Genomic DNA, 24,403 nt, shown 5'->3' on the forward strand with positions numbered 1-24,403 from the left:
GCCGTGCTCAGGGGCGGCGGGTCAGCCGGTCACCTGTCGTCGTCGCTGTCCGGCCGCTTGTCCCCCGAGAGGTCCGGGAGCTCCGCGGTGGACGAGGGGTCCGGGCCCGGCCGGGTCGAGGGGCTGGGCGGCGGCTCGGTCGTCGCGCCGCCCGAGGGCGAGGCGGGCGGGGAGCTCTCCGGGGACTCGCTGGTCTGCGGCGGCTCGGAGGAGGGCGACGTGGACGGCGAGTGGGAGGGCGTGGGGTCGTCGGAGGGCGAGGTGCTGGGGCTCGGCGAGTGGGACGCGGGCGGCGGGCTGACCGCGGCGCCCATGTCGGTGTCGAGGTCGAACTTGCGGGCCTTGCCGACGGAGTGCCCCATGTAGTCGGCCCAGATCTCGGCCGGGAAGCCACCGCCGTTGACCCGGCCGCCGCCGCCGGCGCCCTGGAGGGTCACCTGCGCGGTCTTCTTGATCTCCTTGCCGTCGTCGCCGGTGCGGTCGAAGGCCGCCTCGCCGAACAGGCCGACCGAGGTGACCAGGTCGGGGGTGTAGCCGGTGAACCAGGCCGACTTGTTGTCGTCGGAGGTACCGGTCTTGCCCGCGATCTCCCGCTCGGCGAGCCCTTCGGCGTTGCGGACCCCGCGGGCCGTTCCGTCGTCCACCACACCCGTGAGCACCGAAGTCACGGAGTCCGCGGCCTGGCGCGAGATGACCTGGTCGCCGATCGCGTCGGGCATCTTCAGCGGCTCGTCGCCCTGGTGCACCGCCGACTTCACGAGCTGCGGGGTGACCTCCTTGCCGTGGTTGTCGAAGGTGGCGTAGACCCCGGCCATCTCCATCGGGCTCGCGCCCATGGAGCCGAGGGTCATCGCGGGCGTGGCCTTCAGCCCCTCCACGTCCATGCCGAGCTTGCCGGCGGTCTTCATCACCTCGTCCATGCCGACGTCCACGCCCATCTGCGCGAAGACGGAGTTGACGGACTTGTTCATCGAGTCCTGGACGGTGATCTGCCCGTAGTTCTGGTCGTCCTCGTTCTCCGGGTTGAACGGGATGTCGCTGCCGACGACCGGTCGCTTGCTGGTGCCGTCGTAGCGGGTGTTCGCCGTGATCCGCTCGCCGTCCTGGGTCTTCGACTCCTCGTCGAGGGCGGCGGCGAGGATGACCGGCTTGAAGGTGGAGGCGGGCTGGAAGTCGGAGCGGGTGGCGTTCGACGTCCAGTGGACGTTCTGGCCGCGCCCGCCGTACAGGGCCAGCACCGCGCCGGTCTTCGGGTCGACCGAGACCGCGCCCGCCTGGACGTCCTGGTCGAGCTTGCGCTTCTCGGTGTCCAGCTTGTCGAGCAGCTTGGTCTCGACGGACTTCTCCAGCTGCTGCTGCTTCTTCTTGTCGATGTTGACGGTGATCGTCCAGCCACCGAGGTCGAACTGGTCCGCGGTGAGGCCCGTCTGCTTGAGCACGGCGTTGCGGGCCGCCTCGACGATGTACCCCTTCTGCCCGGCCGTGCCGTTGAGCGGTTTGGGGTCGTGCGGCTTCGGGAACGTCAGCCCCTGCCGCTTGCCGGGGTCGAGCCAGCCCTCCTCGACCATGTTGTCCAGGGTGTACGCCCAGCGCGCCTTGACGAGCCGCTTGCCGTTCGGACCGGCGACGGCCCAGTCGTACTGGCTCGGCGCCTGGAGCAGCGCGGCGAGGTAGGCGCCCTGGGAGACGTTCAGGTCCTTGGCGTCCACGCCGTAGTACGCCTGCGCGGCGGCCTGGATGCCGAAGGCGCCGCGGCCGTAGTAGCTGGTGTTGATGTACCCGGCGAGGATTTCCTTCTTGGTCTTCTTCTGGTCCAGCTTCAGCGAGATGACCAGCTCTTTGAGCTTCCGGGTGACCGTCTGGTCCTGGTCCAGGTAGTAGTTCTTGACGTACTGCTGCGTGATGGTCGAGCCACCCTGCTTGCCCTTGCCGGACAGGGTGTTGAGCAGGCCGCGCGCGGTGCCCTTGAAGTCGACGCCGTGGTCCTTGTAGAAGGACTTGTTCTCGGCGGCGACGAAGGTGTCCTGCACCTCCTTGGGCACCTCGGCGAGGCTCACGATCTCGCGGTTGACCTCGCCGGTCCTGGCCAGCAGGGTCCCGTCGGCGTACTTGTAGACGTTCGCCTGCATCTGCGCCTTCGGGTTGCCCTCGGGCACGTCCACGAGCATGTAGAGCACGGCGAAGGCGCCCATGCACAGCAGGATCAGCCCGAAGGCAGTGCCCAGTAGTTTGCGCCAGGTGAAGAGCCTGCGTATGCCGCCGCTCTTCGCAGCCCGCCGCTGGGCTCGTCGCGCTTCCGCTCGACCCATCGCTTGGTCGCTCCCGTTTCTCTGCTCTGCCGAATCGGCTCCGACCTGCCAGCTAACACCGTGAGCAAGGCCGAAAACCCGACGATCCAAGGTTTTCCGGACGTGAGAATCAGCACCCGTCTCCGATGGAACCGACTCCTGAGGGGTGCGCAAGGTTGCGAGAAGCGTTAATGTGCTAACACATTGCTAGCGACCAGCTAGCCGACCACTACGGGGGCCACCATGACCGATCCGCACCACCCCGGCACCGCCGCCGAGCCGTCCGCCGGACTCGCCCCGGACGCGCCCGAGATGCCGGAACCGCAGGTCCGGGAGGTGAGGGCGCACAGCATCGCCGGCGGCCTCGGACTGCTGCTGACCGTGCTCGGCGTGATCGCCGGCATCGCGCTCGCCGTCGTCGGGGGCGTCATCGGCAGCGGCGGCAACAACGCCGTGGGCATCCCGCTCTGCGTCCTGGGCGTCCTGCTCGCCATCGCCTCGTTCTTCTGCATGGGCGGTGTGAAGATGGTCGCACCGGGCGAGGCGCGGGTGATCCAGCTGTTCGGCCGGTACGTGGGCACCATTCGCACCGACGGACTGCGCTGGGTGAACCCGCTGACCTCCAGCCGCAAGATCTCCACCCGCGTCCGCAACCACGAGACCGCCGTCCTCAAGGTCAACGACGCCTACGGCAACCCGATCGAGCTCGCCGCGATCGTCGTGTGGAAGGTCGAGGACACCGCCCAGGCGCTCTTCGAGGTGGACGACTTCCTGGAGTTCGTGGCCACCCAGACCGAGTCCGCCGTCCGGCACATCGCCCTGGAGTACCCGTACGACGCCCACGAGGAGGACGGTCTCTCGCTGCGGGGCAACGCCGAGGAGATCACCGAGAAGCTCGCCGTCGAGCTGACCGCCCGGGTGCAGGCGGCGGGCGTGCGGATCATCGAGTCGCGCTTCAGCCACCTCGCGTACGCCCCCGAGATCGCCTCCGCGATGCTCCAGCGCCAGCAGGCCGGCGCGGTCGTGGCGGCCCGGCAGCAGATCGTCGAAGGCGCGGTCGGCATGGTCGAGATGGCGCTGACCCGCATCGCCGAGCAGGACATCGTGGAGCTCGACTCGGAGCGGAAGGCGTCCATGGTGAGCAATCTGATGGTGGTCCTGTGCGGTGACCGCGCCGCCCAGCCGGTCCTCAACACGGGCACGCTCTACCAGTGACCGAGGAGCCCCCCGAGGAGGCGCGGGAAGCGCCCCGCGCCCGGCCGCGGCAGCGCAAGCAGATGCTGCTGCGGCTGGACCCGGCCGTGCACGACGCGCTGGCCCGCTGGGCGTCGGACGAACTGCGCAGCGCCAACGCGCAGATCGAGTTCCTGCTGCGCCGGGCGCTCGCCGAGGCGGGCCGGCTGCCGGGCGGGGCGGCGCCCATCCCCCGCCGGGGGCGCCCGCCGAAGGCCGCGCCCGAGCCGCCGGGCGAGGAGTGAGACGGATACGGCCCGTCCCCGCGGGGGGGGGGGCCGTCGACGTGCGCCGCTCGTTTGCGCCCCGCCCCGCCGTTCGACTGCGCCCCGCCGTTCGGCTGCCCCCGCCGCTCGACTGCACCCCCCGTGTATACACCGTAGGTATACACACCATGTAGAGTGCTCGGCATGTCAATCGGCCACACCTTGCTCGGGCTCCTGGAGTCCGGGCCACGCCACGGTTACGACCTCAAGCGGACGTTCGACGAGAAGTTCGGACACGACCGCCCCCTGCACTACGGGCAGGTCTACTCGACCATGTCCCGGCTGCTGAAGAACGGCCTCGTCGAGGTCGACGGCGTGGAGAGCGGGGGCGGCCCCGAGCGCAAGCGGTACGCGATCACGGACGCCGGCATCACCGATGTCGCCACCTGGCTCGCGCGGCCCGAGAAGCCGGAGCCGTACCTCCAGTCGACCCTGTACACCAAGGTCGTCCTGGCCATGCTCACCGGCCGGGACGCGGGCGACGTGCTCGACGCCCAGCGCTCCGAGCACCTGCGCCTGATGCGCGTCCTCACCGACCGCAAGCGCCGCGGCGACCTCGCCGACCAGCTGATCTGCGACCACGCGCTGTTCCACCTCGAAGCCGATCTGCGCTGGCTGGAACTGACCGCCGCCCGCCTCGGCCGACTCCGGGAGGTTGTGGCCCCGTGACCCCCGCCGGCTCCCTGCTCTCCGCGCACGACCTGCGCAAGACCTACGGATCGACCCCCGCGCTCGACGGCGCCTCCTTCTCCGTCCACCCCGGCGAGGTCGTCGCCGTGATGGGCCCCTCCGGCTCCGGCAAGTCCACGCTGCTGCACTGCCTCGCCGGGATCATCACCCCGGACTCCGGCACCATCACCTACGCCGGCCGCGAGCTGTCCGCGATGTCCGACGCGGAGCGCAGCGCCCTGCGCCGCAGCGACTTCGGGTTCGTCTTCCAGTTCGGCCAGCTCGTGCCCGAGCTCACCTGCGTGGAGAACGTCGCCCTGCCGCTCCGGCTGAACGGCATCCGCCGCAAGGACGCCGAGCGCACCGCCCGCTCCTGGATGGAGCGCCTGGAGGTCGAGGACATCGGCGCCAAGCGCCCCGGCGAGGTCTCCGGCGGCCAGGGCCAGCGCGTCGCCGTGGCCCGCGCGCTCGCCGCGTCCCCGAAGGTGATCTTCGCGGACGAGCCGACCGGCGCCCTGGACTCCCTCAACGGCGAGCGGGTCATGCAGCTGCTCACCGACGCCGCCCGCTCCGCCAACGTCGCGGTGGTCCTGGTGACCCACGAGGCCCGCGTCGCCGCCTACTCCGACCGCGACATCACCGTGCGCGACGGCCGGGCCCGCGACCTGGAGCACGCCGTATGACGCTCCTGGACGAGAAGCGGACCCCGGCCCCGGCGCCCGCGCCGCCGCCGTCCCGCGCATCGCGCACCGCCCCCTGGCTGCGCGACCTCGCCCTCGGCGTCCGGTTCGCCGCCGCCGGCGGACGCGAGGGCTGGACCCGCACCCTGCTCACCGCCGTCGGCGTCGGCCTCGGCGTCACCCTGCTGTTCCTCGCCGCCTCCGTGCCGCACGCGCTCGACGCGCGCAACGACCGCGACACGGCCCGCAGCGAGACCAGGATCTCCGAGAACCCGGACGCCCAGGGCAGGAAGTCCGACACCTCGGTCCTGCGGATCGGGGCGGACTCGGAGTACCACGACCGCAGCATCAGCGGCTACCTGATGCGCGCGGAGGGCGCCCACCCGGTGCTCCCGCCGGGCATCGACGCCCTGCCCGCGGCCGGCGAGATGGTCGTCTCCCCCGCCCTGAAGGAGCTGCTGGACGACCCGGACAACGCCCTGCTCAGGGAGCGTTACCCGTACAAGATCACCGGCACCATCGCGGACGGCGGACTGCGCTCACCCAACGAACTGTGGTTCTACGCCGGCAGCGACACCCTGACCACGGCCTCGGGCGGCCACCGCGTCACCGGATACGGCGACCCCGAGCCGGCCCCGCCGCTCGCCCCGCTGCTCGTCGTGCTGGTGATCATGGGCTGCGTGGTGCTGCTCGCACCCGTCGCCATCTTCATCGCCACCGCCGTGCGCTTCGGCGGCGACCGCCGCGACCGCCGGCTGGCCGCGCTGCGCCTGGTCGGTACGGACATCAGGTCGACCCGGCGGATCGCGGCGGGCGAGGCCCTGTTCGGCTCCGTGCTCGGTGTGCTCATCGGTCTCGTCCTCTTCCTGGTGGGGCGGCGGTTCGTGAGCCACATCGAGGTCTGGGACGTCAGCGCCTTCCCGGCGGACCTCGCCCCCGACCCGCGGCTGTGCCTGCTCATCGCGTTCGCCGTGCCGCTGACCGCGGTGCTGGTCACGCTGTCCGCCATGCGCTCCGTGGCCATCGAGCCGCTCGGGGTCGTACGCAACGGCCGGGCCCGCAAGCGCCGTCTGTGGTGGCGGCTGGCGCTCCCCCTCGCAGGGCTCGGCCTGCTCGCGTTCGAGGGCCAGCCAGGCGAGTTCGAGGTCGTCGACCCGTACCCCATCGCCATCGGCGCGATCCTGGTCCTCCTCGGGCTCGCCCTGCTGCTGCCGTGGCTGGTCGAGGCGTGCGTGAACCGGCTGCGCGGCGGCCCGGTGCCCTGGCAGCTCGCCACCCGCAGGCTCCAGCTGAGCAGCGGGACCGCCTCCCGCGCGGTCAGCGGGGTCACCGTGGCGGTGGCCGGCGCGGTCGCCGTGCAGATGCTGTTCGCCTCGATGAACGCCGACTTCAACAAGGTCACCGGCCAGGACCCCAGCCGCGCCCAGTTCTACGCCGTGTCGCAGCAGGTCGGCGGCAACGCCGCCGTGGAGACCATCGAGGAGTTCCGCGCCACCAAGGGCGTCACCCAGGTCATCGGCATGGTCGAGGCGTACGTCACCAAGCCCGGCACCTACTCCGACGACGAGGTCCAGCCCACCACCTCGCTGAACGTCGGTGACTGCGCCACCCTGCGCGAGGTCGCCCGCATCGACTCCTGCGAGGACGGCGACACCTTCGTCGTGCACCCCAGGAACGACAAGGAGATGGCCGACTGGGTGGACCAGACCGCCCGCAAGGGCAAGGAGGTCGAGTTCGAGTCGGGGAGCGGCAGGAAGCTGCGCTGGACCCTCCCCGCGGACGCGAAGACCGTCCTCAGCCGCAAGGACCCGGTCGGCGAGGACCGCTGGGGGATCATGGTCACACCGGGGGCGATCGACGCGACCACCCTGCCGGGCGCGAGCACCGTCTCGCAGATCCGCATCGACGAGAGCGTGCCGGACGCCGCCGAGTACGTACGCAACACGGCGGCCCGCATCGACCCCGGCATGCGCCTGGCCACCCTGACGTCCGTCTCGCGCGACCGGCAGTACGCCAGCGTCCAGACCGGTCTCCAGGTCGGCGCCACCGTCACGCTGCTGCTCATCGCCGCCTCCATGCTGGTCTCCCAGCTGGAACAGCTGCGCGAGCGCAAGCGGCTGCTGTCGGTCCTGGTCGCCTTCGGCACCCGTCGGGCCACCCTCGCCTGGTCGGTGCTCTGGCAGACCGCGCTCCCGGTCGTCATCGGGCTCGCGGTGGCGGTGGCCGGCGGCCTCTCGCTGGGCGCGGTGCTGTGCTGGATGGTCGACAAGCCGGTCGATGACTGGCTGGTGTTCCTGCCGCTGGCCGGGGCGGGCGGGGCGCTCATCCTGCTGGTCACGCTGCTGTCCCTGCCGCCGCTGTGGCGCATGATGCGCCCGGACGGGCTGCGCAGCGAGTGACACCGCACAGGGCGGCCGGACGTCAGCTCCGGCCGCTCTCCGTCACGCGTACGGGCAACGCCCGCATCGCCTCGCGCAGCGCCGCCGCCAGCTCCTCGAACTCCTCCTGCCGGGCCGCCCCGGTCCGCATCGCCAGCGCCACCCGCCGGGAGGGGGCCGGGTCCGTGAAGTACCCGGTGGTCAGCGCCTCGTTGCGGGCGGTCTCGACGGTGACCGCGGTGCGCGGCAGCAGCGTCACACCGAGGCCCCCGGCCACCAGCTGGACCAGCGTGGAGAGCCCGGCCGCGGTCGTGGTGACCGGGGCGCCCTCCGCGCGGCCGGCCTCGCGGCAGATGTCGAGCGCCTGGTCCCGCAGGCAGTGCCCCTCGTCCAGCAGCAGCAGCGGCAGCTCCCGCAGCGCGTCGCGGGGGATGTCGGCGCGCCCGCCGAGCGGGTGGCCTCGGTCCATGACCAGCACGAAGTCCTCGTCGAAGAGCGGGAGCTCGGTGACCCCGGGGACCCCGAGGGGCACGGCGAGCAGCAGCAGGTCGAGCCGTCCGGCGCCCAGCCCCTCGATCAGCGAGGAGGTCTGCTCCTCGTGCACCTGGAGGTCGAGGGCCGGATAGCGCTCGTGGACCAGCCGCAGCACGGCCGGCAGCAGATACGGGGCGACGGTCGGGATCACGCCGAGCCTGAGCACCCCGGTGAAGGGCGCGCGGACCGCCACGGCCTCCTCCATCAGCTCGCCGACGGCGTCGAGCACGACGCGCGCCCGCACCGCGAGCCGTTCCCCGGCGGGCGAGAGGAGCACCTTGCGCGTCGTACGCTCGATGAGCTGGACACCCAGTGCCTCCTCCAGCGCGGACACGGCCCCGGAGAGCGCGGGCTGACTCATCCCGATTGCGGCCGCCGCGTCCCGGAAGTGCAGATGTTCGGCGACGGCGGCGAAGGCGCGCAGCTGCGAGAGGCTGGGCTGTTTGAGCCGGTTGCCCGGATTGCTCTGCACCACTGATAGGTACCTCCGATCATCACGACCGAGTGTAGCTATTTCCGTGATCAATGCACTCTGTGCCATGGTGGAGATCGTCCAACCCTCAGGAACTCCCTCAAAAAGGGAGAACCTACGCTGCAAGGAGAGCGCGTGCTCACTGTCGGTGACAAGTTCCCCGAGTTCGACCTGACCGCCTGTGTGTCGCTGGAGAGCGGCAAGGAGTTCGAGCAGATCAACCACAAGACCTACGAGGGTCAGTGGAAGATCGTCTTCGCGTGGCCGAAGGACTTCACCTTCGTGTGCCCCACCGAGATCGCCGCCTTCGGGAAGCTGAACGACGAGTTCGCCGACCGTGACGCCCAGATCCTCGGCTTCTCCGGCGACTCCGAGTTCGTGCACCACGCCTGGCGCAAGGACCACCCGGACCTGACCGACCTGCCCTTCCCGATGATGGCCGACTCGAAGCACGAGCTGATGCGTGCCCTCGGCATCGAGGGCGAGGACGGCTTCGCGCAGCGCGCCGTCTTCATCGTGGACCAGAACAACGAGATCCAGTTCACCATGGTGACCGCCGGTTCCGTGGGCCGTAACCCCAAGGAGGTCCTGCGGGTCCTCGACGCCCTGCAGACCGACGAGCTGTGCCCCTGCAACTGGACCAAGGGCGAGAGCACCCTGGACCCGGTCGCGCTCCTCTCGGGCGAGTGAGCTGATAACGACATGGCTCTCGACGAACTGAAGTCCGCCATACCGGACTTCGCCAAGGACCTGAAGCTGAACCTCGGTTCGGTCATCGGCAACAGCGAACTCCCGCAGCAGCAGCTCTGGGGCACCGTCCTGGCCTGCGCGATCGCCTCGCGCTCGCCGAAGGTGCTGCGCGAGCTGGAGCCGGAGGCGAAGGCCAACCTCTCCGCGGAGGCGTACACCGCCGCGAAGTCGGCCGCCGCCATCATGGCGATGAACAACGTCTTCTACCGCACCCGCCACCTCCTCTCGGACCCCGAGTACGGGAACCTGCGCGCGGGCCTGCGGATGAACGTCATCGGCAAGCCGGGCGTGGAGAAGGTCGACTTCGAGCTGTGGTCGCTCGCCGTCTCCGCGATCAACGGCTGCGGCCAGTGCCTCGACTCGCACGAGCAGGTGCTCCGCAAGGCCGGCGTGGACCGCGAGACCATCCAGGAAGCCGTCAAGATCGCCTCGGTGATCCAGGCGGTGGGTGTGACCCTCGAAGCCGAGGCCGTGCTCGCCGAGTAGTCGCCGTACCCTGAATACGGAGAAGGGCCCCGAGGACGACCGACCGTCCGAGGGGTCCTTCTTCCTGCGCGTACGCGTTACGAGGCGTCCGGCGGCGGTTCGTCCCCGCTCTTCTCGGGCGCCGGGCCCGGGCCGGCCGCCGGCGCCGCGTCGAGCGCGGTCGACCCGTGCGGGGGCGGCGAGTGACGGCGCGACTCCTCCTGCCCGTACGACCGCAGATAGCCGACCACCGTATTGGTCACCGCGACCAGCGGCACCGCCACCACCGCGCCGCCGATCCCGGCGATCATGCCGCCCGCCGCGACCGAGAGCACCACGGCCAGCGGGTGCACCCGCACCGCCCGGCCCAGGATGAACGGCTGGAGGACGTGGCCCTCGATCTGCTGCACGGCGAGGACCACGGCCAGCACCATGAGCGCGGTGAACACGCCCTCCGTGACCAGGGCGACGACCACCGCCAGCGCCCCGGAGACCACCGCGCCGACGAGCGGGATGAAGGCGAACAGGAAGATGAAGACGGCCAGCGGCACCGCCATCGGCACGTTGAGGAAGTAGATCCCGAGCCCGATGAAGATCGCGTCGATCAGGGCCACGATGACCGTGCCTCGCACATAGGCGGTCAGCGTCCGCCAGGCCCGCGGACCTGCCCCGGCGACCCCGGGCCTCGCCTGCGCGGGCACCAGCTTGAGCACCCACTGCCAGATGCGCGCGCCGTCGTAGAGCAGGAAGAGCGTCGAGAACATCGCGAGCAGCGCGCCGGTCATGAACTCCACGACCACGGTGACGCCCTGGAGGCCGGCGGAGGTGATGGCCTCGGTGTTGGTGCCGACGGTGTCGCTGAGGTTCTTGGCGATGTCGTTGATCTGCTTGTCGGTCACATGGAACGGACTGGCCAGGAGCCAGTTCTTGAGGTCGTCGATCCCCTTCGTCACCTTGTCGGACAGGGTGTCGATGTTGTCCATGACCTGCCACACCACGAACCAGCCGACCAGGCCCATGATGACGAAGCCGGAGATCGCGGTGACGGCGGTCGCCAGGCCCCTCGGCAGCCCGTGGCGCCGCAGCCGGGCGACGGTCGGCTGGAGCAGCGCGGTGACGAGCAGCGCGGCGACGAAGGCCAGCACGACCAGTTGCACGGCGCTGATGACCCGCATCAGCACCCACAGGGTCCCCGCCAGCACCAGCAGCCGCCAGCCCGCCTCGGCCGCGACCCGCATCCCCCATGGGATCGCCGCGACCGGGTCGGGGCGCGCGGCCACGGTGGGCGCGTAGGTGGGCGGGGCGGGGACCTGGTCGACGTGGGCGGGCTCGCCCTTTCCCGCCTCCGCCGGGCCCGTGCCCCCGAGGAGGGGGTCGTCGGCCTCCGACTCGGCCCGTCGTTCGTCAAGACGCTCGCTCAGCCTGCTCAGCTCAGCACCCAGTTGTCCGAGCCACCCCGGCAGTTTCGACATAGCTGTTCCTCTACCCCCGTCCGCTCTCCCCACCGCTCCCCCGGGAGCGTTCCGCACGACCGTACACGCGTGAAGCCCCCCACCGAAGGACGGCGAGGGGCTTCACGGGGTTGAGCTTGTGAACCCTGGTTCTAGTACCAGTGGTTGGCCTGCCAGAAGGACCAGGCGGCGCACGGGCTGCCGTAGCGCGAGCTGTTCATGTAGCTGAGGCCCCACTTGATCTGGGTGGCCGGGTTGGTCATCCAGTCGGCACCGGCCGAAGCCATCTTGGAGCCGGGCAGCGCCTGGACGAGACCGTAGGCGCCCGAGGACGGGTTGCTCGCCCGGTAGTTCCAGCTCGACTCGACGTTCACGATGTTGCTGAAGCACTGGAACTGGTCGGCCGGCACGATCTGGCGCGCGATGGCCTGCACCTCGGCCACGGTGTACGAGCCCTGGACGGCGAACGACGCGGTGGAGCGGACCTCGGAGCGGCTTGCGCGCTCGCGCTCCTTGCGGTCCTTCTCCTGCTGGCGCTCGCGCTCCAGCTTGTCCTCGGCGGCCTTCTTCTTGGACTTCGCGTCCTTGGCGGCCTGGACGCGGGCGGTCTCCTCCGCGGACTTCTTCGCGGCGGCGTCGGCGGCGGACGCCTGGGCGTCGGCCTGCTGCGTCAGCGAAGCGGTCTGGACCTGGGCCTGCTGGCCCGCGGGGATGTCTGCGAGCAGCGTGGTGTCGGCTGCGGTCGCCTCGAAGTTGTTGTCGTCGGCAGCAGGGGTGCTGCCCGATGCAACGCCTACGACGGCGCCTACGGTGGTGACCGCGGTGGCGGATGCCACGGCGAACCCCCGGACCGAAATCCGGCTCACACGGTGTCCTTCCAGCATCGCCCGCTTAGGTGACCTCGCGGGCGCAATCGTGCCCCTGGCACTGGCCTCCCTACTGCTTGGGTCACGGGAGGCACGGGCCCGGTGGGCGGCTTCCCGGGGGAAGCGCCGCGTGGTGCTCGCGGGCGGCATACGGACGGCGGTTGTTGAGTTGTGTGGTGCGTGGCGCCTCTGGAGGTGCCGGTGTGCCGTATGCGGGGCCTGACGGAAGCAAGACTCTGCCGGAACGGGACCGCGGGAAGCAATTCTCCGTTGCGTGTGAAAGGTCACACCTCGTTTGGCGGACCCGAATTTCGGAAAAGGCGCCGTGACACGCCGCCGCCCGGCTAGGCTGCTTGGCCCGCCGGGCGGCGTCAACGTCCCAACCCGTATCAGATCTGACCTTCCTCCAGCATTTCGGTCACCAGGGCGGCGATGCGGGAGCGCTCCGAGCGCGTGAGCGTGACATGGGCGAAGAGCGGGTGTCCCTTCAGCTTCTCGACCACGGCGACCACACCGTCGTAACGGCCGACCCTGAGGTTGTCCCGCTGGGCCACGTCATGTGTGAGGACGACCCGGGAGTTCGTACCGATCCTGGACAACACGGTCAGCAGGACGTTCCGTTCGAGTGACTGGGCCTCGTCCACGATCACGAAGGCGTCGTGCAGGGAACGGCCCCGGATGTGGGTGAGCGGCAGGATCTCCAGCATGCCGCGCCCCAGCACCTCCTCGATCACCTCGCGCCCGGAGACGGCCGAGAGGGTGTCGAAGACCGCCTGCGCCCAGGGGCTCATCTTCTCGGCCTCGCTGCCGGGGAGATAGCCGAGCTCCTGACCGCCCACCGCGTACAGCGGGCGGAAGACCATCACCTTCTTGTGCTGCCCGCGCTCCAGCACCGCTTCGAGCCCCGCGCAGAGCGCCAGCGCCGACTTGCCGGTGCCGGCCCGGCCGCCCAGCGAGACGATGCCCACCTCCTGGTCCAGCAGCAGGTCCAGGGCGATGCGCTGCTCGGCGCTGCGGCCGTGGATGCCGAACGCCTCCCGGTCCCCGCGGACGAGCCGCACGTTGCCCTCGGGCGTGACCCGGCCGAGCGCCTTGCCGCGTTCGGACTGGAGGACCAGGCCCGTGTGCACGGGCAGCCCGGCGGCCTCGGGGACGTACAGCGTCTCCTCGGTGAAGAGCAGGTCCACCTGGTCGGCGGCGAGGGACAGTTCGGACATGCCCGTCCAGCCGGAGTCGGTGATCGCCAGCTCCGCGCGGTACTCCTCGGCGAGGAGCCCGACCGATGACGCCTTGATGCGCAGCGGAAGGTCCTTGGAGACGACCGTGACGTCGTACCCCTCGGCCTGGAGGTTGCGCGCGACCGCGAGGATGCGCGAGTCGTTGTCCCCCAGCCGGTAGCCGGCGGGCAGGACTCCGGGATCGGAGTGGTTGAGCTCGACGCGGAGCGTTCCGCCGAGGTCCCCGAGGGGGATCGGCGCGTCCAGCCGGCCGTAGCGGACCCGGAAGTCGTCCAGCAGACGCAGGGCCTGGCGGGCGAAGTAGCCGAGCTCCGGATGGTGCCGTTTGGCCTCCAGTTCCGTGACCACGACGACCGGGAGCACGACCTCGTGCTCGTCGAAGCGGGCCATGGCGTTCGGATCGGCCAGCAGGACGCTGGTGTCGAGAACGTAGGTGCGCCTGTCGGGAAGACGGCGCTTTGTGCTGGTCACCACGGAAGGACGTACCCCCTCGGAAGAGGTCGGGGTGCGACGGCGGGCGTCGCGTGGCATCCCACTTGTCATCGGCGCCCACCTGGCTGGTGACCGGGCGCCGGCCTGTCAGGGATATGCCCTCATACCCGGTCGGCCATGCCGACCGGATCACTTCCGGGGGACGGCGGGGCGGGCCCCGCCCGGCTCAGCCTCCGTAGCGCCGGTGGCGGGCGGCGTAGTCGCGCAGCGCCCGCAGGAAGTCGACGCGGCGGAAGGCCGGCCAGAAGACCTCGCAGAAGTAGTACTCCGAGTGCGCGCTCTGCCAGAGCATGAAGCCGGAGAGGCGCTGCTCGCCGCTGGTGCGGATGACGAGGTCGGGGTCGGGCTGGCCGCGCGTGTAGAGGTGCTCGGAGATGAGGTCGGTGGAGACGATCTCGGCCAGGTCCTCGAAGGAGGTGCCCTTGGCGGAGTGCTCCAGGAGCAGGGAGCGCACGGCGTCGGCGATCTCCTGCCGGCCGCCGTAGCCCACGGCGACGTTGACGAGTATCCCGTCGACCCCGAGCGTGGCCTGCTCGGCCTCCTTGAGGACGGTCTGGGTGTGGGCGGGCAGCAGGTCCAGCGTGCCGACGTGGTGGACCCGCCAGCGGCCGTCCGCGGCCAGGCCGCGCACCGTGTTCTCGATGATGCCGAGCAGGGGCGTCAGCTCGGCCTCGGGCCGGTCGAAGTTGTCGGTGGACAGCATCCAGAGCGTGACGACCTCGACGTCGGTCTCGCTGCACCAGCCCAGGAGTTCCTTGATCTTCTCGGCCCCGGCCTGGTGGCCCTCGGCCGCCGTGCCGCCGGACGCCTTGGCCCAGCGCCGGTTGCCGTCGAGGATGACGCCGATGTGCTTGGGCACCTGGGAGTGGTCGAGGCGGGCCTCCACCCGGCGCGCGTAGAGCCCGTACACCAGGTCGCGCAAGTTCACTGAGTCCACCTCTCGGTTCCGTGCGGGCCCGCCGGCCCCGCGTCAGGGGTCCGGGGTCCTCCCCTGGGGATCGGGTCGCCGCACTGGAAGGGGGCGGATCGCCCCGCCGTGTCATGGCAGTCCCGTCAGGCCACACTACTGCGCGGGCCCCGCGCCCACCCAACTCGGCCTGTCACAAGTCCGTGATAAAGAGATAATCGTGACTGATTCCTCTTCCCCCTATCAGGCCGCCGCGACCCGCTACGACTCCATGGAGTACCGGCGCAGCGGACGCAGCGGTCTCAAGCTGCCGGCCGTCTCGCTGGGTCTCTGGCACAACTTCGGCGACGACCGGACGCTCGGCTCCCAGCGGGCCATCCTGCGCCGCGCCTTCGATCTCGGTGTGACCCATTTCGACCTGGCCAACAACTACGGCCCGCCGGCCGGCTCGGCCGAGCTGAACTTCGGCAAGCTCTTCCGCCAGGACTTCGCCCCGTACCGGGACGAGCTGCTGATCTCGACCAAGGCGGGGTACGAGATGCACCCCGGGCCGTACGGGGAGTGGGGCTCGCGCAAGTACCTGCTGTCGTCGCTGGACGCCTCGCTGAAGCGGATGGGCCTGGACTACGTCGACATCTTCTACTCCCACCGCTTCGACCCCGAGACCCCGCTGGAGGAGACGATGGGGGCGCTGGCCTCCGCCGTGCGGCAGGGCAAGGCGCTGTACGTCGGGGTGTCCTCGTACAACTCGGCGCAGACCGCCGAGGCGGCGCGGCTGCTGCGGGAGATGGGCGTGCCGGCCCTGATCCACCAGCCGTCCTACTCGATGATCAACCGCTGGACCGAGGAGGACGGGCTCCTCGACACGCTGGAGGCGGCCGGGATGGGCTGCATCTCCTTCGTGCCGCTGGCCCAGGGGCTGCTGACCGGGAAGTACCTGAACGGCATCCCGGCGGGTTCGCGCGCCACGCAGGGCAAGTCGCTGGACCCGGACCTGCTGTCGCAGGAGGTGGTGCGCCGGCTGAACGGGCTGAACGACATCGCGCGCCGCCGGGGCCAGTCGCTCGCCCAGCTGGCCCTGAAGTGGGTGCTGCGCGACAGCCGGATGACGTCCGCCCTGATCGGCGCGTCGAGCGTGGGGCAGCTGGAGGAGAACGTCGCGGCGCTGGCGGGCCCGGAGCTGTCGGCCGAGGAGCTGAAGGAGATCGACGCCTTCGCCGTCGACACCGAGGGCACCAACATCTGGGCCGCGCGGGGCTGAGCGCCTGCCCGGCCCGGCGCCGGGCACAAAAAACGGGCCGGTCCGTGGGGGGGGGTTACGGACCGGCCCGAGGGGGGGTTTCCACCATAACCCTTCGTAAGTGATGCTGGGCGCCGCGGCGCGAAATAATTACTCTCCGAGAGTGAGAGGTCCGGTTCCGGTCACGTCTCCGCTTCTCCCGTACGGCCCTGACCTGCGGGAACGCCGCCCGGCCCCGGAGGGGCGCCGGAGACACGCCCGATACGTCCACAGGATGTCCACATTCCGCTCGTCAGTGGCCGCCGCGCGGCTTCACACAGCCCGTTCCCTCCATGTAGCGACCGTGCACCTCGGCGTTGACGAGTGCGCCGGCCTCCCCGTCCAGCGACCCGTCCAGGCACAGGGTCCCGAGGGCCACGGTGAACGAGGTGCGGTGGGGGCCGAAGGTGCTGGTGGTGACCGATCCGTCCGGGTATCCCAGGGCGTGGAGCGCCTGGAGGACCGAGTCCTCGGTGGACTTCCGCCCCTCCGCGAGCGCGGCGAGTCCGCGCTTCACCCGCTTCACCTCCGCCTCGCCCCGGGCGCGGTCCGCCTCGGACAGGCCGAGGGTGGACTGGAAGGCGTGGTTCTCGGCGTAACGCGGATTGGCGTCGCCGCCCTGGCCCGTGCCCCGCTCCGTGCCCGGGTCCGCGACGGAGGCGGTCGGGGAGGCGGAGGCGTCGCTGCCCACCAGCTCCGTACCGCAGCCGGTGAGGGCGGCGGCGGTCAGGAGCAGCGCGGCCGTACGTGTCGCGGAGGTCATGCGTACGAGTATGGGGCGGGAACCCGGCGCGCGGCGGCGGGAGTTGGCCCCCGGTGCCATTCCGTCACGTCGGCGCCGCCGCGCCCCGGTGGCCCCGGGTGAAGCGGACGCCCACGGTGTCGCCGCCGACGACCACGAAGCGGCCGCCCTCGCAGCGGATCACGGCCTCGTGGACCTCGCCCCGCCCGTCCCGGCGCTCGTCCGTGCTCAGCACCGTCCAGCCGCCTTCCGGGACCTCCGGCAGACCGGCCGGCGCGGCGAACTCCCACTGGGCGGCGGGCACGCACCAGTCGGGCAGCCGCGGCCAGGTGCCGGCGCCCACGTGCAGGGTGCCGTCGGACGCGCAGGTCAGGCGGACCGACTGGCCGTCGTCCAGCACGAACGAGACGGCCTCCGGCTCGCCCATCCGGCCCTCCGGCCGGTAGAAGATCCCGAGGACGGCGACGATCCTGGCCCCCTTGAGCCACTCGGCGCCGCCCCGGCGCGGGCCGTGCGCGGCGTCCCCGCCGGTGCCGAGTTCCATGCCCTGCTCCTTCCGCGAGCGCTCGCGACCAGAGTGCCATCCTTCGTGCCCGGAGGGGGCGTTGGTCTCACGCGGGCTTGCGGGCCTCGATCAGGAAACGGGTGGTGTGGGCGACGAACGGGCCCTCGGTCTCCAGACGGTGGTGCAGCGCGGCGAGCCGGGGCCGGTACGCCTCGACCGTGAAGCCGGGGACCATCCAGATCACCTTGCGCAGGAAGTAGACGACGGCCCCGATGTCGAAGAACTCGGTGCGCAGCCGCTCCGACCGCAGGTCCACGACGTCGAGCCCGGCCGCCTCGGCGTCGGCCCGCGCCCGCTCCGGGTCACGCGCGGCGCGCACCTCCGGCGGCTGCGGCCCGAGGAAGTACTCGACCAGCTCGAAGACGCTGGCGGGGCCCACCTGTTGCGAGAAGTACGTGCCGCCGGGGGCCAGCACCCGGGCGATCTCCTCCCACCACGTGGTCACCGGATGCCGGCTGACCACCAGGTCGAACGCCCCGTCCCCGAACGGCAGCGGCGGCTCGTCCTCGTCCGCGACGACGGCCACCCCGCGCGGGTGCAGCAGGGCGGTGGCCCGGGCGATGTTCGGCGGCCAGGACTCGGTGGCGACGGCGAGCGGCGGCAACTCGGGGACGGAGGCCAGCACCTCGCCCCCGCCCGTCTGGATGTCGAGCGCGGCCCGGGCCCGCCCCATCCGCTCCCCCATGGCTCGCGCGTATCCCCAGGAGGGCCGCTGCTCGGTGGCCCTCCCGTCGAGCCAGGAGAAGTCCCACCCGTCGACGGAAACGCCGTCGGCCTCGGCGACGAGGGCTTCGAAGCGGTCGGCTTCACCGGGCGTGGCGGCGGGCGTTGCGGGCATGGGGCCATCGTCGCAGCCGGCCCCGGCGGACCGCGACCGCATTTCGAGCGTGCCCGGGCGCGCCGCCCCCGCCGCGCTCAGGCCGCCAGCCCCCCGAACAGCAGACCCAGGAACGCCCCCGCGATCATGAACGGGCCGAACGGGATGCCCGTCTTGCGGCCCGCGCGGCGCAGCGCGACGAGCGCCGCCCCGTACACCGCGCCGAACAGGAAGCCCGCGAAGCCGCCCGCGAAGACGACGGGCCAGCCGTACCAGCCGAGGACCGTGCCCAGGGAGAGGGCCAGTTTGACGTCGCCGAAGCCCATGCCGCGCGGGTTGACGAGGAAGAGCAGGAAGTAGAACGCCCCCAGGACGAGCCCGCCGAGGAGGGCCGAGAGCCAGGAGCCCGCGTGTTCCGGGAGCAGGGCCGCCAGGCCCAGGAGTACGGCGGCGGCTCCGGCGGCCGGCAGGGTCAGCCCGTCCGGCAGGCGGTGCACGCGGTGGTCGATGCTCGCCAGGAGCACGGCGACCGGGGCCAGCAGCAGCCAGACCGCCAGCTCGGGCCGCGTCCCGGTGGACCGGGCGAGGGCGGCGCAGGCGAGCGCGGTGACGACGGGGGCGAGGCGGTGGGGGGCGTAGCGCGGGGCGGGCCGGGGCCCGCCCTCGGCGGGAACGGTGCCCGGGGCGCCCGTACGCACCGGCGCGACCGCCCCCTCCGCGCACCCGCCGCAGCGCACCGCGCCCAGCCAGGCGCGGGCGGGGCCGGTGAGGGGATGGCCCGCCGGGCAGGCGTCCCGCCGGGGTTCGCCGGGCGGAACGGAGAACCGGTAGGCGGCGCGCGGGACCAGGAGCCCGGTCGCGGCGCCCCAGAGCGCGGCGACCCCTGTCAGCATGGCGTACACCCCGGCGATCCTAATCGGCTTGGCCCGGGCGGGGGTTGGCCCGGCGGATTCGGGCCCGGCGGCGACCGGCCGGCGCTACCGTCGGGCCATGGCTCGATGGCGCGATGGCACGGGGACGCTCACGATCACGGACCGGGACGGGGCGACCGAGACCCGGGTGCCGCTGCGGATCGCGGCGTCCTACCGGCACCGGGCGCGCGGGCTGCTCGGGCGGGACGGGGTCGACGGGGCGCTGATGATCACGCCGTGCGGGAGCGTGCACTCCTTCCGGATGCGGTTCACCATCGATGTAGCCTACCTGGACCGGAAGTTCAACGTGCTGGCGGTCCACACCATGAAGCCGGGCCGGCTCGGGCTGCCCCGGGCGCGCGGCCGGCATGTGATCGAGGCGGAGGCGGGCGCGATGGCCGCGTGGGGGCTGCGGCCGGGTGTGCAGGTCCGGGTCGAGCAGTCCCCGTAGTGCCGCGCGGGCTATCTGCGGGGCACGTCGCTGCCGTAGACGGCCCACGGCGACTGCTGGAAGGAGTGCACGCCCGTCAGCTGCGGCTGGACGGCGGCCACTTCGGGCAGGAGAGCGAGCGTGTCCGGCCAGCAGTCGAAGTAGACCGACCCCTTGACGATGAAGCCCGCCCAGTCGGTGGCCGCCGACGCGCCCTCGCGGTCGAGCACGAAGCCCACGCAGAGCAGCGAGGCCCGCCCGATCGCCTCGCGCACCGCGCGCACCACCCGTTCCCGGGCGTCGCTGTCCAGCGCCCCGAGGGCGAAGCGCAGTTCCACGGTGCCGTCGTCGCCCCGGCTGATCCCGGCCCGTATCTCCTCGCCGCCGGGCAGCCAGAGCAGGAAGTCGACCCGGTCCAGGCGTTGCAGCCCGGTCAGCAGCACGAGTTGGTCCCGGCTCACCCAGGACTGCGTGCCGGCCGGGTCGGTGCCGGGGCTGATCAGGGTGATGCGCCGGGTGACCGGGTGGTCCGCCCGCACGCCCGCCGCCTCCAGGTCGCCGAGCAGCGACTCGGCGTCGGGGCGGCTCCAGCACAGGTGGTACGAGCAGAAGAAACCGTCACTCATCGGCGCGTCACCTCGGTACTCGTGGTGGCTGCCCGCCCCGCCCGCGACACCGCACGGGGCGGCGGCGTGGGGGGCCGGCGGTGGTCGGTATCCGAGCGTACGGCGGAACCGGCCCGCGCCGGCGGATAAGCGGTGGACAAGCCCGCCCGGCCCCCGGGAAGCTGTGCCGCGATGACACGCACCGACACGCCTCCCGCATGGGACGAGCGCACCCAGCTGACCACGTTCCTCGACTACACCCGGGCCACCGCGGTCGCCAAGTGCGAAGGGGTCTCGCAGGAGAACGCCGTACGGGCCCCCCTGCCCGGCTCCCCGCTGATGACGCTCGCGGGGGTCGTGAACCATCTGCGCTGGGTCGAGTACTACTGGTTCGAGGTCGTCTTCCTCGGCGGCGAGGACGAGGGCCCGTGGACGGACGAGGACCCGGACCGCGAGATGCGGATCGCCGTGGACATGCCGCTCGCCGATGTGCTGCGGGAGTACGAGGAGCAGTCCGCCCGCTACCGGGAGCTGGTCGCGGCCCATGACCTGGGCACACGGGCGCAGCTGACCCGCTCGGACGGCAACAACCCCGATCTGCGCTGGATCCTGCTGCACCTGATCGAGGAGACGGCCCGGCACAACGGCCACATCGACATCATCCGCGAGATCGTGGACGGGACGACGGGGGACTAGGGCCTGTCCGGCGGATCTTCGTGGATCAGCCCGCGGCGTCTGGTGCATCCCCAAGTTCTCGGCTCCGCTCGAACAGGGGAGACCCCACTTCTCGGCGTGCGCCCGGATCGCCCTCGTACTGGACGTACTTGGGTGATTCGGGCGTGCGGCGAGAGTGCGTGCCAGGCGTCGCGGGCCCGCGAAGATCCGCCGGACATGCCCTAGCTAGCCGCGGCGGGCCCGGTCCAGCTCGACGTTGAACTGGGCCCCGGACAGCAGGGCCAGATTGGTGAACCACACCCAGATCAGGAACACCACGAGCCCCGCCAGTGAGCCGTACAGCCGGCTGTAGGAGCCGATGTACGTGGCGTACAGCGCGAACCCCGCCGACGCGGCCAGCCACAGCAGCGCGGCGAGCACCCCGCCGGGCAGGGCGCGCCGGGCCCGGCGGGCCGGCTCCGGGCCGGTGCGGAAGAGGACCGTGATCAGCCCGGCGACCAGGCACAGCAGCAGCGGCCACTTCAGCACCGCCCACACCGCGTCCCCCACCCGTGTCACGCCGAGACGGTGCCCCGCCCAGCGCGCCAGCGGTCCGGTGAGCACGAGCGCGAACGCGCTGGCCATCATCAGCAGGAGCAGCCCGACCGCCCACGCAGCGATGATGTGCGCCTGGCGCAGTGCCGGCCGGGTGTCGCGCACCCCGTGCATGGCGTGCAGCGCCCGCCGGAACACCGCGAGATAGCTGGACGCGGACCACAGCGCGCTGACGGACCCGGTCGCGACGAGCAGCCAGCCGGCGGTGCGCTGCCGGGTGGCGGCCTCCAGCGGCTCGCGCAGCGCGGCGGCGGCCTCGGCGGGCGCGAAGGCGGTGATGTCGGCGATCAGGGCACCGGTGGCGCCGGGGCTGGCGAGTCCGATGACGGACACGGTCACCAGCAGCGCGGGCAGCAGGGCGAGGATCGCGTAGTACGTGAGGGCCGCGGCCCAGTCCGACACGTCGTCGTTCCACAGCGAGACGGGCGTGCGGCGCAGCGCGAGCGGCCAGCGGCGGGCCCTTCCGGGAACGGTCCGCGGGGGTCTGCGCGGGTGGGGCGGGGCCCCGGCGGCTCTGCCGCCGGACTGGCTGGACACGGTCGCGGCTCCGGGGAGGTGAGCGGTGTGGGAGGGGCTGCGTCGGGGTACGGAGCCGGCCCGCTCCCCGCCTCTCCTCTTCTGCTCGCCTTCCCGTCCGGTACACCCGGTTCCGCACCGGCGGCAGCTCGCCCGCCTCCCGTTGTCGGACCCCGCCCGTACGCTCCCCCCATGAGCGTCTCCCTCTACTACACCGCGCGCCGCGCGACCCCGCTGACCGGGTCCGAGTCGGCCGCCGTCACCCGTGTCGTCACCGCACGCCAGGCGTCGTTCCCGTACGAGGACGAGGAGAGCCTGTACGTGTACGACCCCCGGGCGGCCGGGCCGGGGACCGTTCTCGACGGTTCCACCAAGATGCCGTTCGACCCCGGCCGGCTGCTGCCGGTGATCGCCCATGTGCTGGACTCCGTCACTCAGTTGCGCCGGGTGCTGCCGGACGCCGACTGGCATGTGCACATGGACGACCTGGACGTCGAGTGGGACGAGGCCAGGGGGTACGAGCTGCCCGGGATGCGCGATCCGGACCTCATGGCGGAGCTCGCGTCGGAAAGCGATCGCTGAGCGCCCGAAACCCGCTTGCCGGTGGTCATGCCCCTGCCTACCTTGGTGTGCATGGGTTCTCTGTGACATTCCCCCCGCGCCTGCGTTGAGCTCGGCTCCGCAGCAGCGCGTTCTCCCGCGCATCCGCGTTCTCCCGCCTTCGTGACTCCGTGGCGCCCGCCTGCCCTTCCGGCACGCGGCCCCGGTGTGCCGCGGGCGTGCGCGGGCGCGCCCCGACCACCGCGCGCCGATCGGCACGGGCCGAGACACAGGGGGCTTCTCTTGCACACCGGACAACTCACACTTCGCAACGTCACCCGCCGCTACGACGACCGTGTCGTGCTGGACGACGTCACCTTCACCGTCGGGCCCGGCGAGCGGGCCGGCGTCATCGGCGACAACGGGGCCGGCAAGTCCACGCTGCTCCGGCTGATCGCCGGCCTCGACCGGCCCGACAACGGTGAGCTGACCGTCGTCGCGCCCGGCGGCGCGGGCCACCTCGCCCAGTCGCTCGCCCTGCCCGCCGGGGCCACCGTCCAGGACGCCGTGGACGCGGCGCTCGCCGGGCTGCGGGAGCTGGAGGCCCGGATGCGCCGGGCCGAGGCCGGACTCGCGGGCCTGGCCGGGGCGGAGCTGACCACCGCGCTGGAGGCGTACGCGCGGCTCGTCGCGCGGTACGAGGCGCGGGCCGGTTACGAGGCCGACGCGCGGGTGGACATCGCCCTGCACGGTCTCGGGCTGCCCGGCCTCGACCGGGACCGGCCGCTGTCGACCCTGTCGGGCGGCGAGCGGTCGCGGCTGGCGCTGGCGGGGACGCTGGCTTCCCGGCCGGAACTGCTGCTGCTCGACGAGCCGACCAACGACCTGGACGACCGGGCGGTGCACTGGCTGGAGGACCACCTGCGGGCGCACCGGGGCACCGTGCTCGCGGTGACGCACGACCGGGTGTTCCTGGAACGGGTCGCGACGACGGTCCTGGAGGTCGGCGAGGGCCGGGTGACCCGGTACGGGGACGGCTATGAGGGCTACCTCGCCGCGAAGGCCGCCGATCGCCGGCGCCGGCTGCGGGAGTACGCGGACTGGCGCGACGAGCTGGCCCGTAACCGCGAGCTGGCCGCGTCCAACGTGGCCCGGCTGGACGCGATCCCGCGCAAGGTGCCGCTCAGCGTGTTCGGACACGGCGGGTTCCGGGCGCGGGGGCGGGGGCACGGGGCGATGGTCCGCATCCGCAACGCGAAGGAGCGCGTCGAACGGCTCACGGAGCGGCCGGTCGCGCCACCGCCGGAGCCGCTGGTGTTCGCCGCCCGGGTGACCACCGCCCGGGCGTCCGCTCCCCCGGTCGCGGCGGAGCTGGCCGGGGTCCGCGTCGGCCGCCGCCTCTCGGTGCCCGCGCTGCGGATCGGGGGCGCGGAGAGGCTGCTCGTCACGGGGGCGAACGGGGCCGGCAAGTCGACGCTGATGCGGGTGCTCGCGGGCGAGCTGCGGCCGGACACGGGGACCGTGCGGACGCGGGGCCGGGTCGGGCATCTGCGCCAGGAGGAGACGCCGTGGCCGGCCGGTCTGACGCTCCCGGAGGCGTACGCGCACGGGCGCGGCGGTGACCTGGAGGCGCACACGGAACACCTGCTGTCGCTGGGCCTTTTCAGCCCGGCGGACCTGCGCCTCCGGGTGGGTGAGCTGTCCTACGGGCAGCGGCGCCGGATCGAACTGGCCCGCCTGGTCGGTGAACCCGTCGATCTGCTCCTGCTGGACGAGCCGACGAACCACCTCGCCCCGGCGCTGGTGGAGGAGCTGGAGGGCGCGCTGGCCGGGTTCGGGGGTGCGGTGGTCGTCGTCACCCACGACCGGCGGCTGCGGGAGCGCTTTCGCGGGAGGCGGCTGGAACTGGACGGCGGACGGGTGGTGGAGCGTACGGAGGAGCGGCCTGACTGGCCGACAAGTGATCGATTCGATGGCTGAAACCGGGCCCCTCCAAAGGGGTCCGGTACCGGTCATATGAACACCAGCTGACGGATGACT

24 protein-coding genes are annotated in these 24,403 nt (G+C 72.0%); 12 read left to right on the forward strand and 12 right to left on the reverse strand.

All coding sequences use genetic code 11. The features are described 5' to 3' along the window. Positions 1 to 29 precede the first annotated feature (29 nt). Positions 30 to 2,309, reverse strand: a complete 2,280-nt coding sequence (locus tag FKN01_RS09605; RefSeq protein ID WP_143618536.1) for a transglycosylase domain-containing protein — start codon at positions 2,307 to 2,309, stop codon at positions 30 to 32. A gap of 222 nt (positions 2,310 to 2,531) precedes the next feature. Between FKN01_RS09605 and FKN01_RS09610 the strand changes: the two genes are divergently transcribed. The 5 genes from FKN01_RS09610 to FKN01_RS09630 all read left to right on the forward strand — a co-directional run bounded on the left by FKN01_RS09610 (position 2,532) and on the right by FKN01_RS09630 (position 7,535). Beyond that, positions 2,532 to 3,503, forward strand: a complete 972-nt coding sequence (locus FKN01_RS09610; protein WP_143618538.1) for an SPFH domain-containing protein — start codon at positions 2,532 to 2,534, stop codon at positions 3,501 to 3,503. Then, on the forward strand, positions 3,500 to 3,766 hold the full coding sequence (locus tag FKN01_RS09615; RefSeq protein WP_143618540.1) for a hypothetical protein: 267 nt from the start codon (positions 3,500 to 3,502) through the stop codon (positions 3,764 to 3,766). The genes FKN01_RS09610 and FKN01_RS09615 overlap by 4 nt, the downstream gene beginning before the upstream one ends. Before the next feature lie 165 nt (positions 3,767 to 3,931). After that, positions 3,932 to 4,456 carry a PadR family transcriptional regulator gene (locus tag FKN01_RS09620; RefSeq protein ID WP_143618542.1) on the forward strand — a complete coding sequence of 175 codons (525 nt, stop codon included), beginning with the start codon at positions 3,932 to 3,934 and terminating at the stop codon, positions 4,454 to 4,456. Continuing rightward, a complete protein-coding gene (locus FKN01_RS09625; RefSeq protein ID WP_143618544.1) occupies positions 4,453 to 5,139 on the forward strand; it encodes an ABC transporter ATP-binding protein in 687 nt (228 codons plus the stop codon). Before FKN01_RS09620 ends, FKN01_RS09625 begins: the two co-directional genes overlap by 4 nt. Continuing rightward, on the forward strand, positions 5,136 to 7,535 hold the full coding sequence (locus FKN01_RS09630; protein ID WP_143618546.1) for an FtsX-like permease family protein: 2,400 nt from the start codon (positions 5,136 to 5,138) through the stop codon (positions 7,533 to 7,535). The genes FKN01_RS09625 and FKN01_RS09630 overlap by 4 nt, the downstream gene beginning before the upstream one ends. 22 nt (positions 7,536 to 7,557) lie before the next feature. Here the strand turns inward: FKN01_RS09630 and FKN01_RS09635 are convergent, their stop codons facing one another. Then, positions 7,558 to 8,523, reverse strand: coding sequence for a hydrogen peroxide-inducible genes activator (locus FKN01_RS09635; RefSeq protein ID WP_143618547.1), 966 nt, complete (start codon positions 8,521 to 8,523; stop codon positions 7,558 to 7,560). A 132-nt stretch (positions 8,524 to 8,655) separates the two neighbouring features. On the opposite strand from FKN01_RS09635, the gene FKN01_RS09640 reads away from it, so the two are divergent. Together FKN01_RS09640 and FKN01_RS09645 are read left to right on the forward strand one after the other, a co-directional pair. Further along, positions 8,656 to 9,210: a peroxiredoxin gene (locus FKN01_RS09640; protein ID WP_143618549.1), complete on the forward strand. Its 555-nt coding sequence runs from the start codon at positions 8,656 to 8,658 to the stop codon at positions 9,208 to 9,210. Between the two features lie 12 nt (positions 9,211 to 9,222). Further along, entirely contained in the window at positions 9,223 to 9,756 is a 534-nt protein-coding gene (locus FKN01_RS09645) for an alkyl hydroperoxide reductase (RefSeq protein ID WP_073744727.1), read from the forward strand. A gap of 77 nt (positions 9,757 to 9,833) precedes the next feature. Here the strand turns inward: FKN01_RS09645 and FKN01_RS09650 are convergent, their stop codons facing one another. From FKN01_RS09650 to FKN01_RS09665, 4 genes are all read right to left on the reverse strand, one after another. After that, positions 9,834 to 11,207, reverse strand: a complete 1,374-nt coding sequence (locus FKN01_RS09650; protein WP_143618551.1) for an AI-2E family transporter — start codon at positions 11,205 to 11,207, stop codon at positions 9,834 to 9,836. Positions 11,208 to 11,338: 131 nt separating this feature from the next. Continuing rightward, complete coding sequence (locus FKN01_RS09655; protein WP_143618553.1) at positions 11,339 to 12,052, reverse strand: transglycosylase SLT domain-containing protein; 714 nt, start codon at positions 12,050 to 12,052, stop codon at positions 11,339 to 11,341. 389 nt (positions 12,053 to 12,441) lie between these two features. Next, a complete protein-coding gene (locus FKN01_RS09660) occupies positions 12,442 to 13,764 on the reverse strand; it encodes a PhoH family protein (protein ID WP_143618555.1) in 1,323 nt (440 codons plus the stop codon). Positions 13,765 to 13,948: 184 nt separating this feature from the next. After that, positions 13,949 to 14,710: an isoprenyl transferase gene (locus FKN01_RS09665; RefSeq protein WP_143618791.1), complete on the reverse strand. Its 762-nt coding sequence runs from the start codon at positions 14,708 to 14,710 to the stop codon at positions 13,949 to 13,951. Positions 14,711 to 14,909: 199 nt separating this feature from the next. Here FKN01_RS09665 and mgrA point away from each other — a divergent pair, with 199 nt between their 5' ends. Beyond that, a complete protein-coding gene (mgrA, locus tag FKN01_RS09670; RefSeq protein ID WP_143618557.1) occupies positions 14,910 to 15,950 on the forward strand; it encodes an L-glyceraldehyde 3-phosphate reductase in 1,041 nt (346 codons plus the stop codon). Positions 15,951 to 16,221: 271 nt separating this feature from the next. On the opposite strand, the gene FKN01_RS09675 is transcribed toward mgrA, so the two are convergent. The 4 genes from FKN01_RS09675 to FKN01_RS09690 form a co-directional block, all read right to left on the reverse strand. Further along, positions 16,222 to 16,731 (reverse strand): hypothetical protein, encoded by a 510-nt coding sequence (locus tag FKN01_RS09675; protein WP_260696833.1) that lies wholly within the window; start codon positions 16,729 to 16,731, stop codon positions 16,222 to 16,224. A gap of 64 nt (positions 16,732 to 16,795) precedes the next feature. Further along, complete coding sequence (locus tag FKN01_RS09680; RefSeq protein WP_143618559.1) at positions 16,796 to 17,254, reverse strand: hypothetical protein; 459 nt, start codon at positions 17,252 to 17,254, stop codon at positions 16,796 to 16,798. 67 nt (positions 17,255 to 17,321) lie between these two features. Then, the gene (locus FKN01_RS09685; protein WP_143618561.1) at positions 17,322 to 18,113 is read right to left on the reverse strand and encodes a class I SAM-dependent methyltransferase; all 792 of its coding nucleotides are present in this window, start codon (positions 18,111 to 18,113) and stop codon (positions 17,322 to 17,324) included. Between the two features lie 77 nt (positions 18,114 to 18,190). Then, complete coding sequence (locus FKN01_RS09690; RefSeq protein ID WP_143618563.1) at positions 18,191 to 18,994, reverse strand: A24 family peptidase; 804 nt, start codon at positions 18,992 to 18,994, stop codon at positions 18,191 to 18,193. Positions 18,995 to 19,082: 88 nt separating this feature from the next. Here FKN01_RS09690 and FKN01_RS09695 point away from each other — a divergent pair, with 88 nt between their 5' ends. Further along, positions 19,083 to 19,454, forward strand: a complete 372-nt coding sequence (locus tag FKN01_RS09695; RefSeq protein WP_143618565.1) for a DUF192 domain-containing protein — start codon at positions 19,083 to 19,085, stop codon at positions 19,452 to 19,454. An 11-nt stretch (positions 19,455 to 19,465) separates the two neighbouring features. Here the strand turns inward: FKN01_RS09695 and FKN01_RS09700 are convergent, their stop codons facing one another. Continuing rightward, positions 19,466 to 20,059 carry a hypothetical protein gene (locus FKN01_RS09700; protein WP_143618567.1) on the reverse strand — a complete coding sequence of 198 codons (594 nt, stop codon included), beginning with the start codon at positions 20,057 to 20,059 and terminating at the stop codon, positions 19,466 to 19,468. A gap of 171 nt (positions 20,060 to 20,230) precedes the next feature. On the opposite strand from FKN01_RS09700, the gene FKN01_RS09705 reads away from it, so the two are divergent. Further along, entirely contained in the window at positions 20,231 to 20,734 is a 504-nt protein-coding gene (locus FKN01_RS09705) for a DinB family protein (protein ID WP_143618569.1), read from the forward strand. Positions 20,735 to 20,938: 204 nt separating this feature from the next. Here the strand turns inward: FKN01_RS09705 and FKN01_RS09715 are convergent, their stop codons facing one another. Next, complete coding sequence (locus FKN01_RS09715) at positions 20,939 to 21,844, reverse strand: YihY/virulence factor BrkB family protein (RefSeq protein WP_143618571.1); 906 nt, start codon at positions 21,842 to 21,844, stop codon at positions 20,939 to 20,941. Between the two features lie 171 nt (positions 21,845 to 22,015). On the opposite strand from FKN01_RS09715, the gene FKN01_RS09720 reads away from it, so the two are divergent. Continuing rightward, positions 22,016 to 22,405 carry a hypothetical protein gene (locus FKN01_RS09720; protein WP_143618574.1) on the forward strand — a complete coding sequence of 130 codons (390 nt, stop codon included), beginning with the start codon at positions 22,016 to 22,018 and terminating at the stop codon, positions 22,403 to 22,405. A 261-nt stretch (positions 22,406 to 22,666) separates the two neighbouring features. Next, positions 22,667 to 24,343, forward strand: coding sequence for a TlrC/CarA/OleB/SrmB family ABC-F type ribosomal protection protein (locus FKN01_RS09725; RefSeq protein ID WP_143618576.1), 1,677 nt, complete (start codon positions 22,667 to 22,669; stop codon positions 24,341 to 24,343). Positions 24,344 to 24,403 lie beyond the last annotated feature (60 nt).

The sequence above is a fragment of the Streptomyces sp. 130 genome, from assembly GCF_007096885.1.
Taxonomy (GTDB): Bacteria; Actinomycetota; Actinomycetes; order Streptomycetales; family Streptomycetaceae; genus Streptomyces.

Bases quoted from the DNA above. Each gene is read 5' to 3' on its own strand.
- FKN01_RS09650 (WP_143618551.1), bottom strand. From the start codon at position 11,207: ATGTCGAAACTGCCGGGGTGGCTCGGACAACTGGGTGCTGAGCTGAGC.
- FKN01_RS09705 (WP_143618569.1), top strand. From the start codon at position 20,231: ATGACACGCACCGACACGCCTCCCGCATGGGACGAGCGCACCCAGCTG.
- FKN01_RS09630 (WP_143618546.1), top strand. From the start codon at position 5,136: ATGACGCTCCTGGACGAGAAGCGGACCCCGGCCCCGGCGCCCGCGCCG.
- FKN01_RS09685 (WP_143618561.1), bottom strand. From the start codon at position 18,113: ATGCCCGCAACGCCCGCCGCCACGCCCGGTGAAGCCGACCGCTTCGAA.
- FKN01_RS09695 (WP_143618565.1), top strand. From the start codon at position 19,083: ATGGCTCGATGGCGCGATGGCACGGGGACGCTCACGATCACGGACCGG.
- FKN01_RS09620 (WP_143618542.1), top strand. From the start codon at position 3,932: ATGTCAATCGGCCACACCTTGCTCGGGCTCCTGGAGTCCGGGCCACGC.
- FKN01_RS09720 (WP_143618574.1), top strand. From the start codon at position 22,016: ATGAGCGTCTCCCTCTACTACACCGCGCGCCGCGCGACCCCGCTGACC.
- FKN01_RS09700 (WP_143618567.1), bottom strand. From the start codon at position 20,059: ATGAGTGACGGTTTCTTCTGCTCGTACCACCTGTGCTGGAGCCGCCCC.
- FKN01_RS09605 (WP_143618536.1), bottom strand. From the start codon at position 2,309: ATGGGTCGAGCGGAAGCGCGACGAGCCCAGCGGCGGGCTGCGAAGAGC.
- FKN01_RS09675 (WP_260696833.1), bottom strand. From the start codon at position 16,731: ATGACCTCCGCGACACGTACGGCCGCGCTGCTCCTGACCGCCGCCGCC.
- FKN01_RS09680 (WP_143618559.1), bottom strand. From the start codon at position 17,254: ATGGAACTCGGCACCGGCGGGGACGCCGCGCACGGCCCGCGCCGGGGC.
- FKN01_RS09610 (WP_143618538.1), top strand. From the start codon at position 2,532: ATGACCGATCCGCACCACCCCGGCACCGCCGCCGAGCCGTCCGCCGGA.
- FKN01_RS09645 (WP_073744727.1), top strand. From the start codon at position 9,223: ATGGCTCTCGACGAACTGAAGTCCGCCATACCGGACTTCGCCAAGGAC.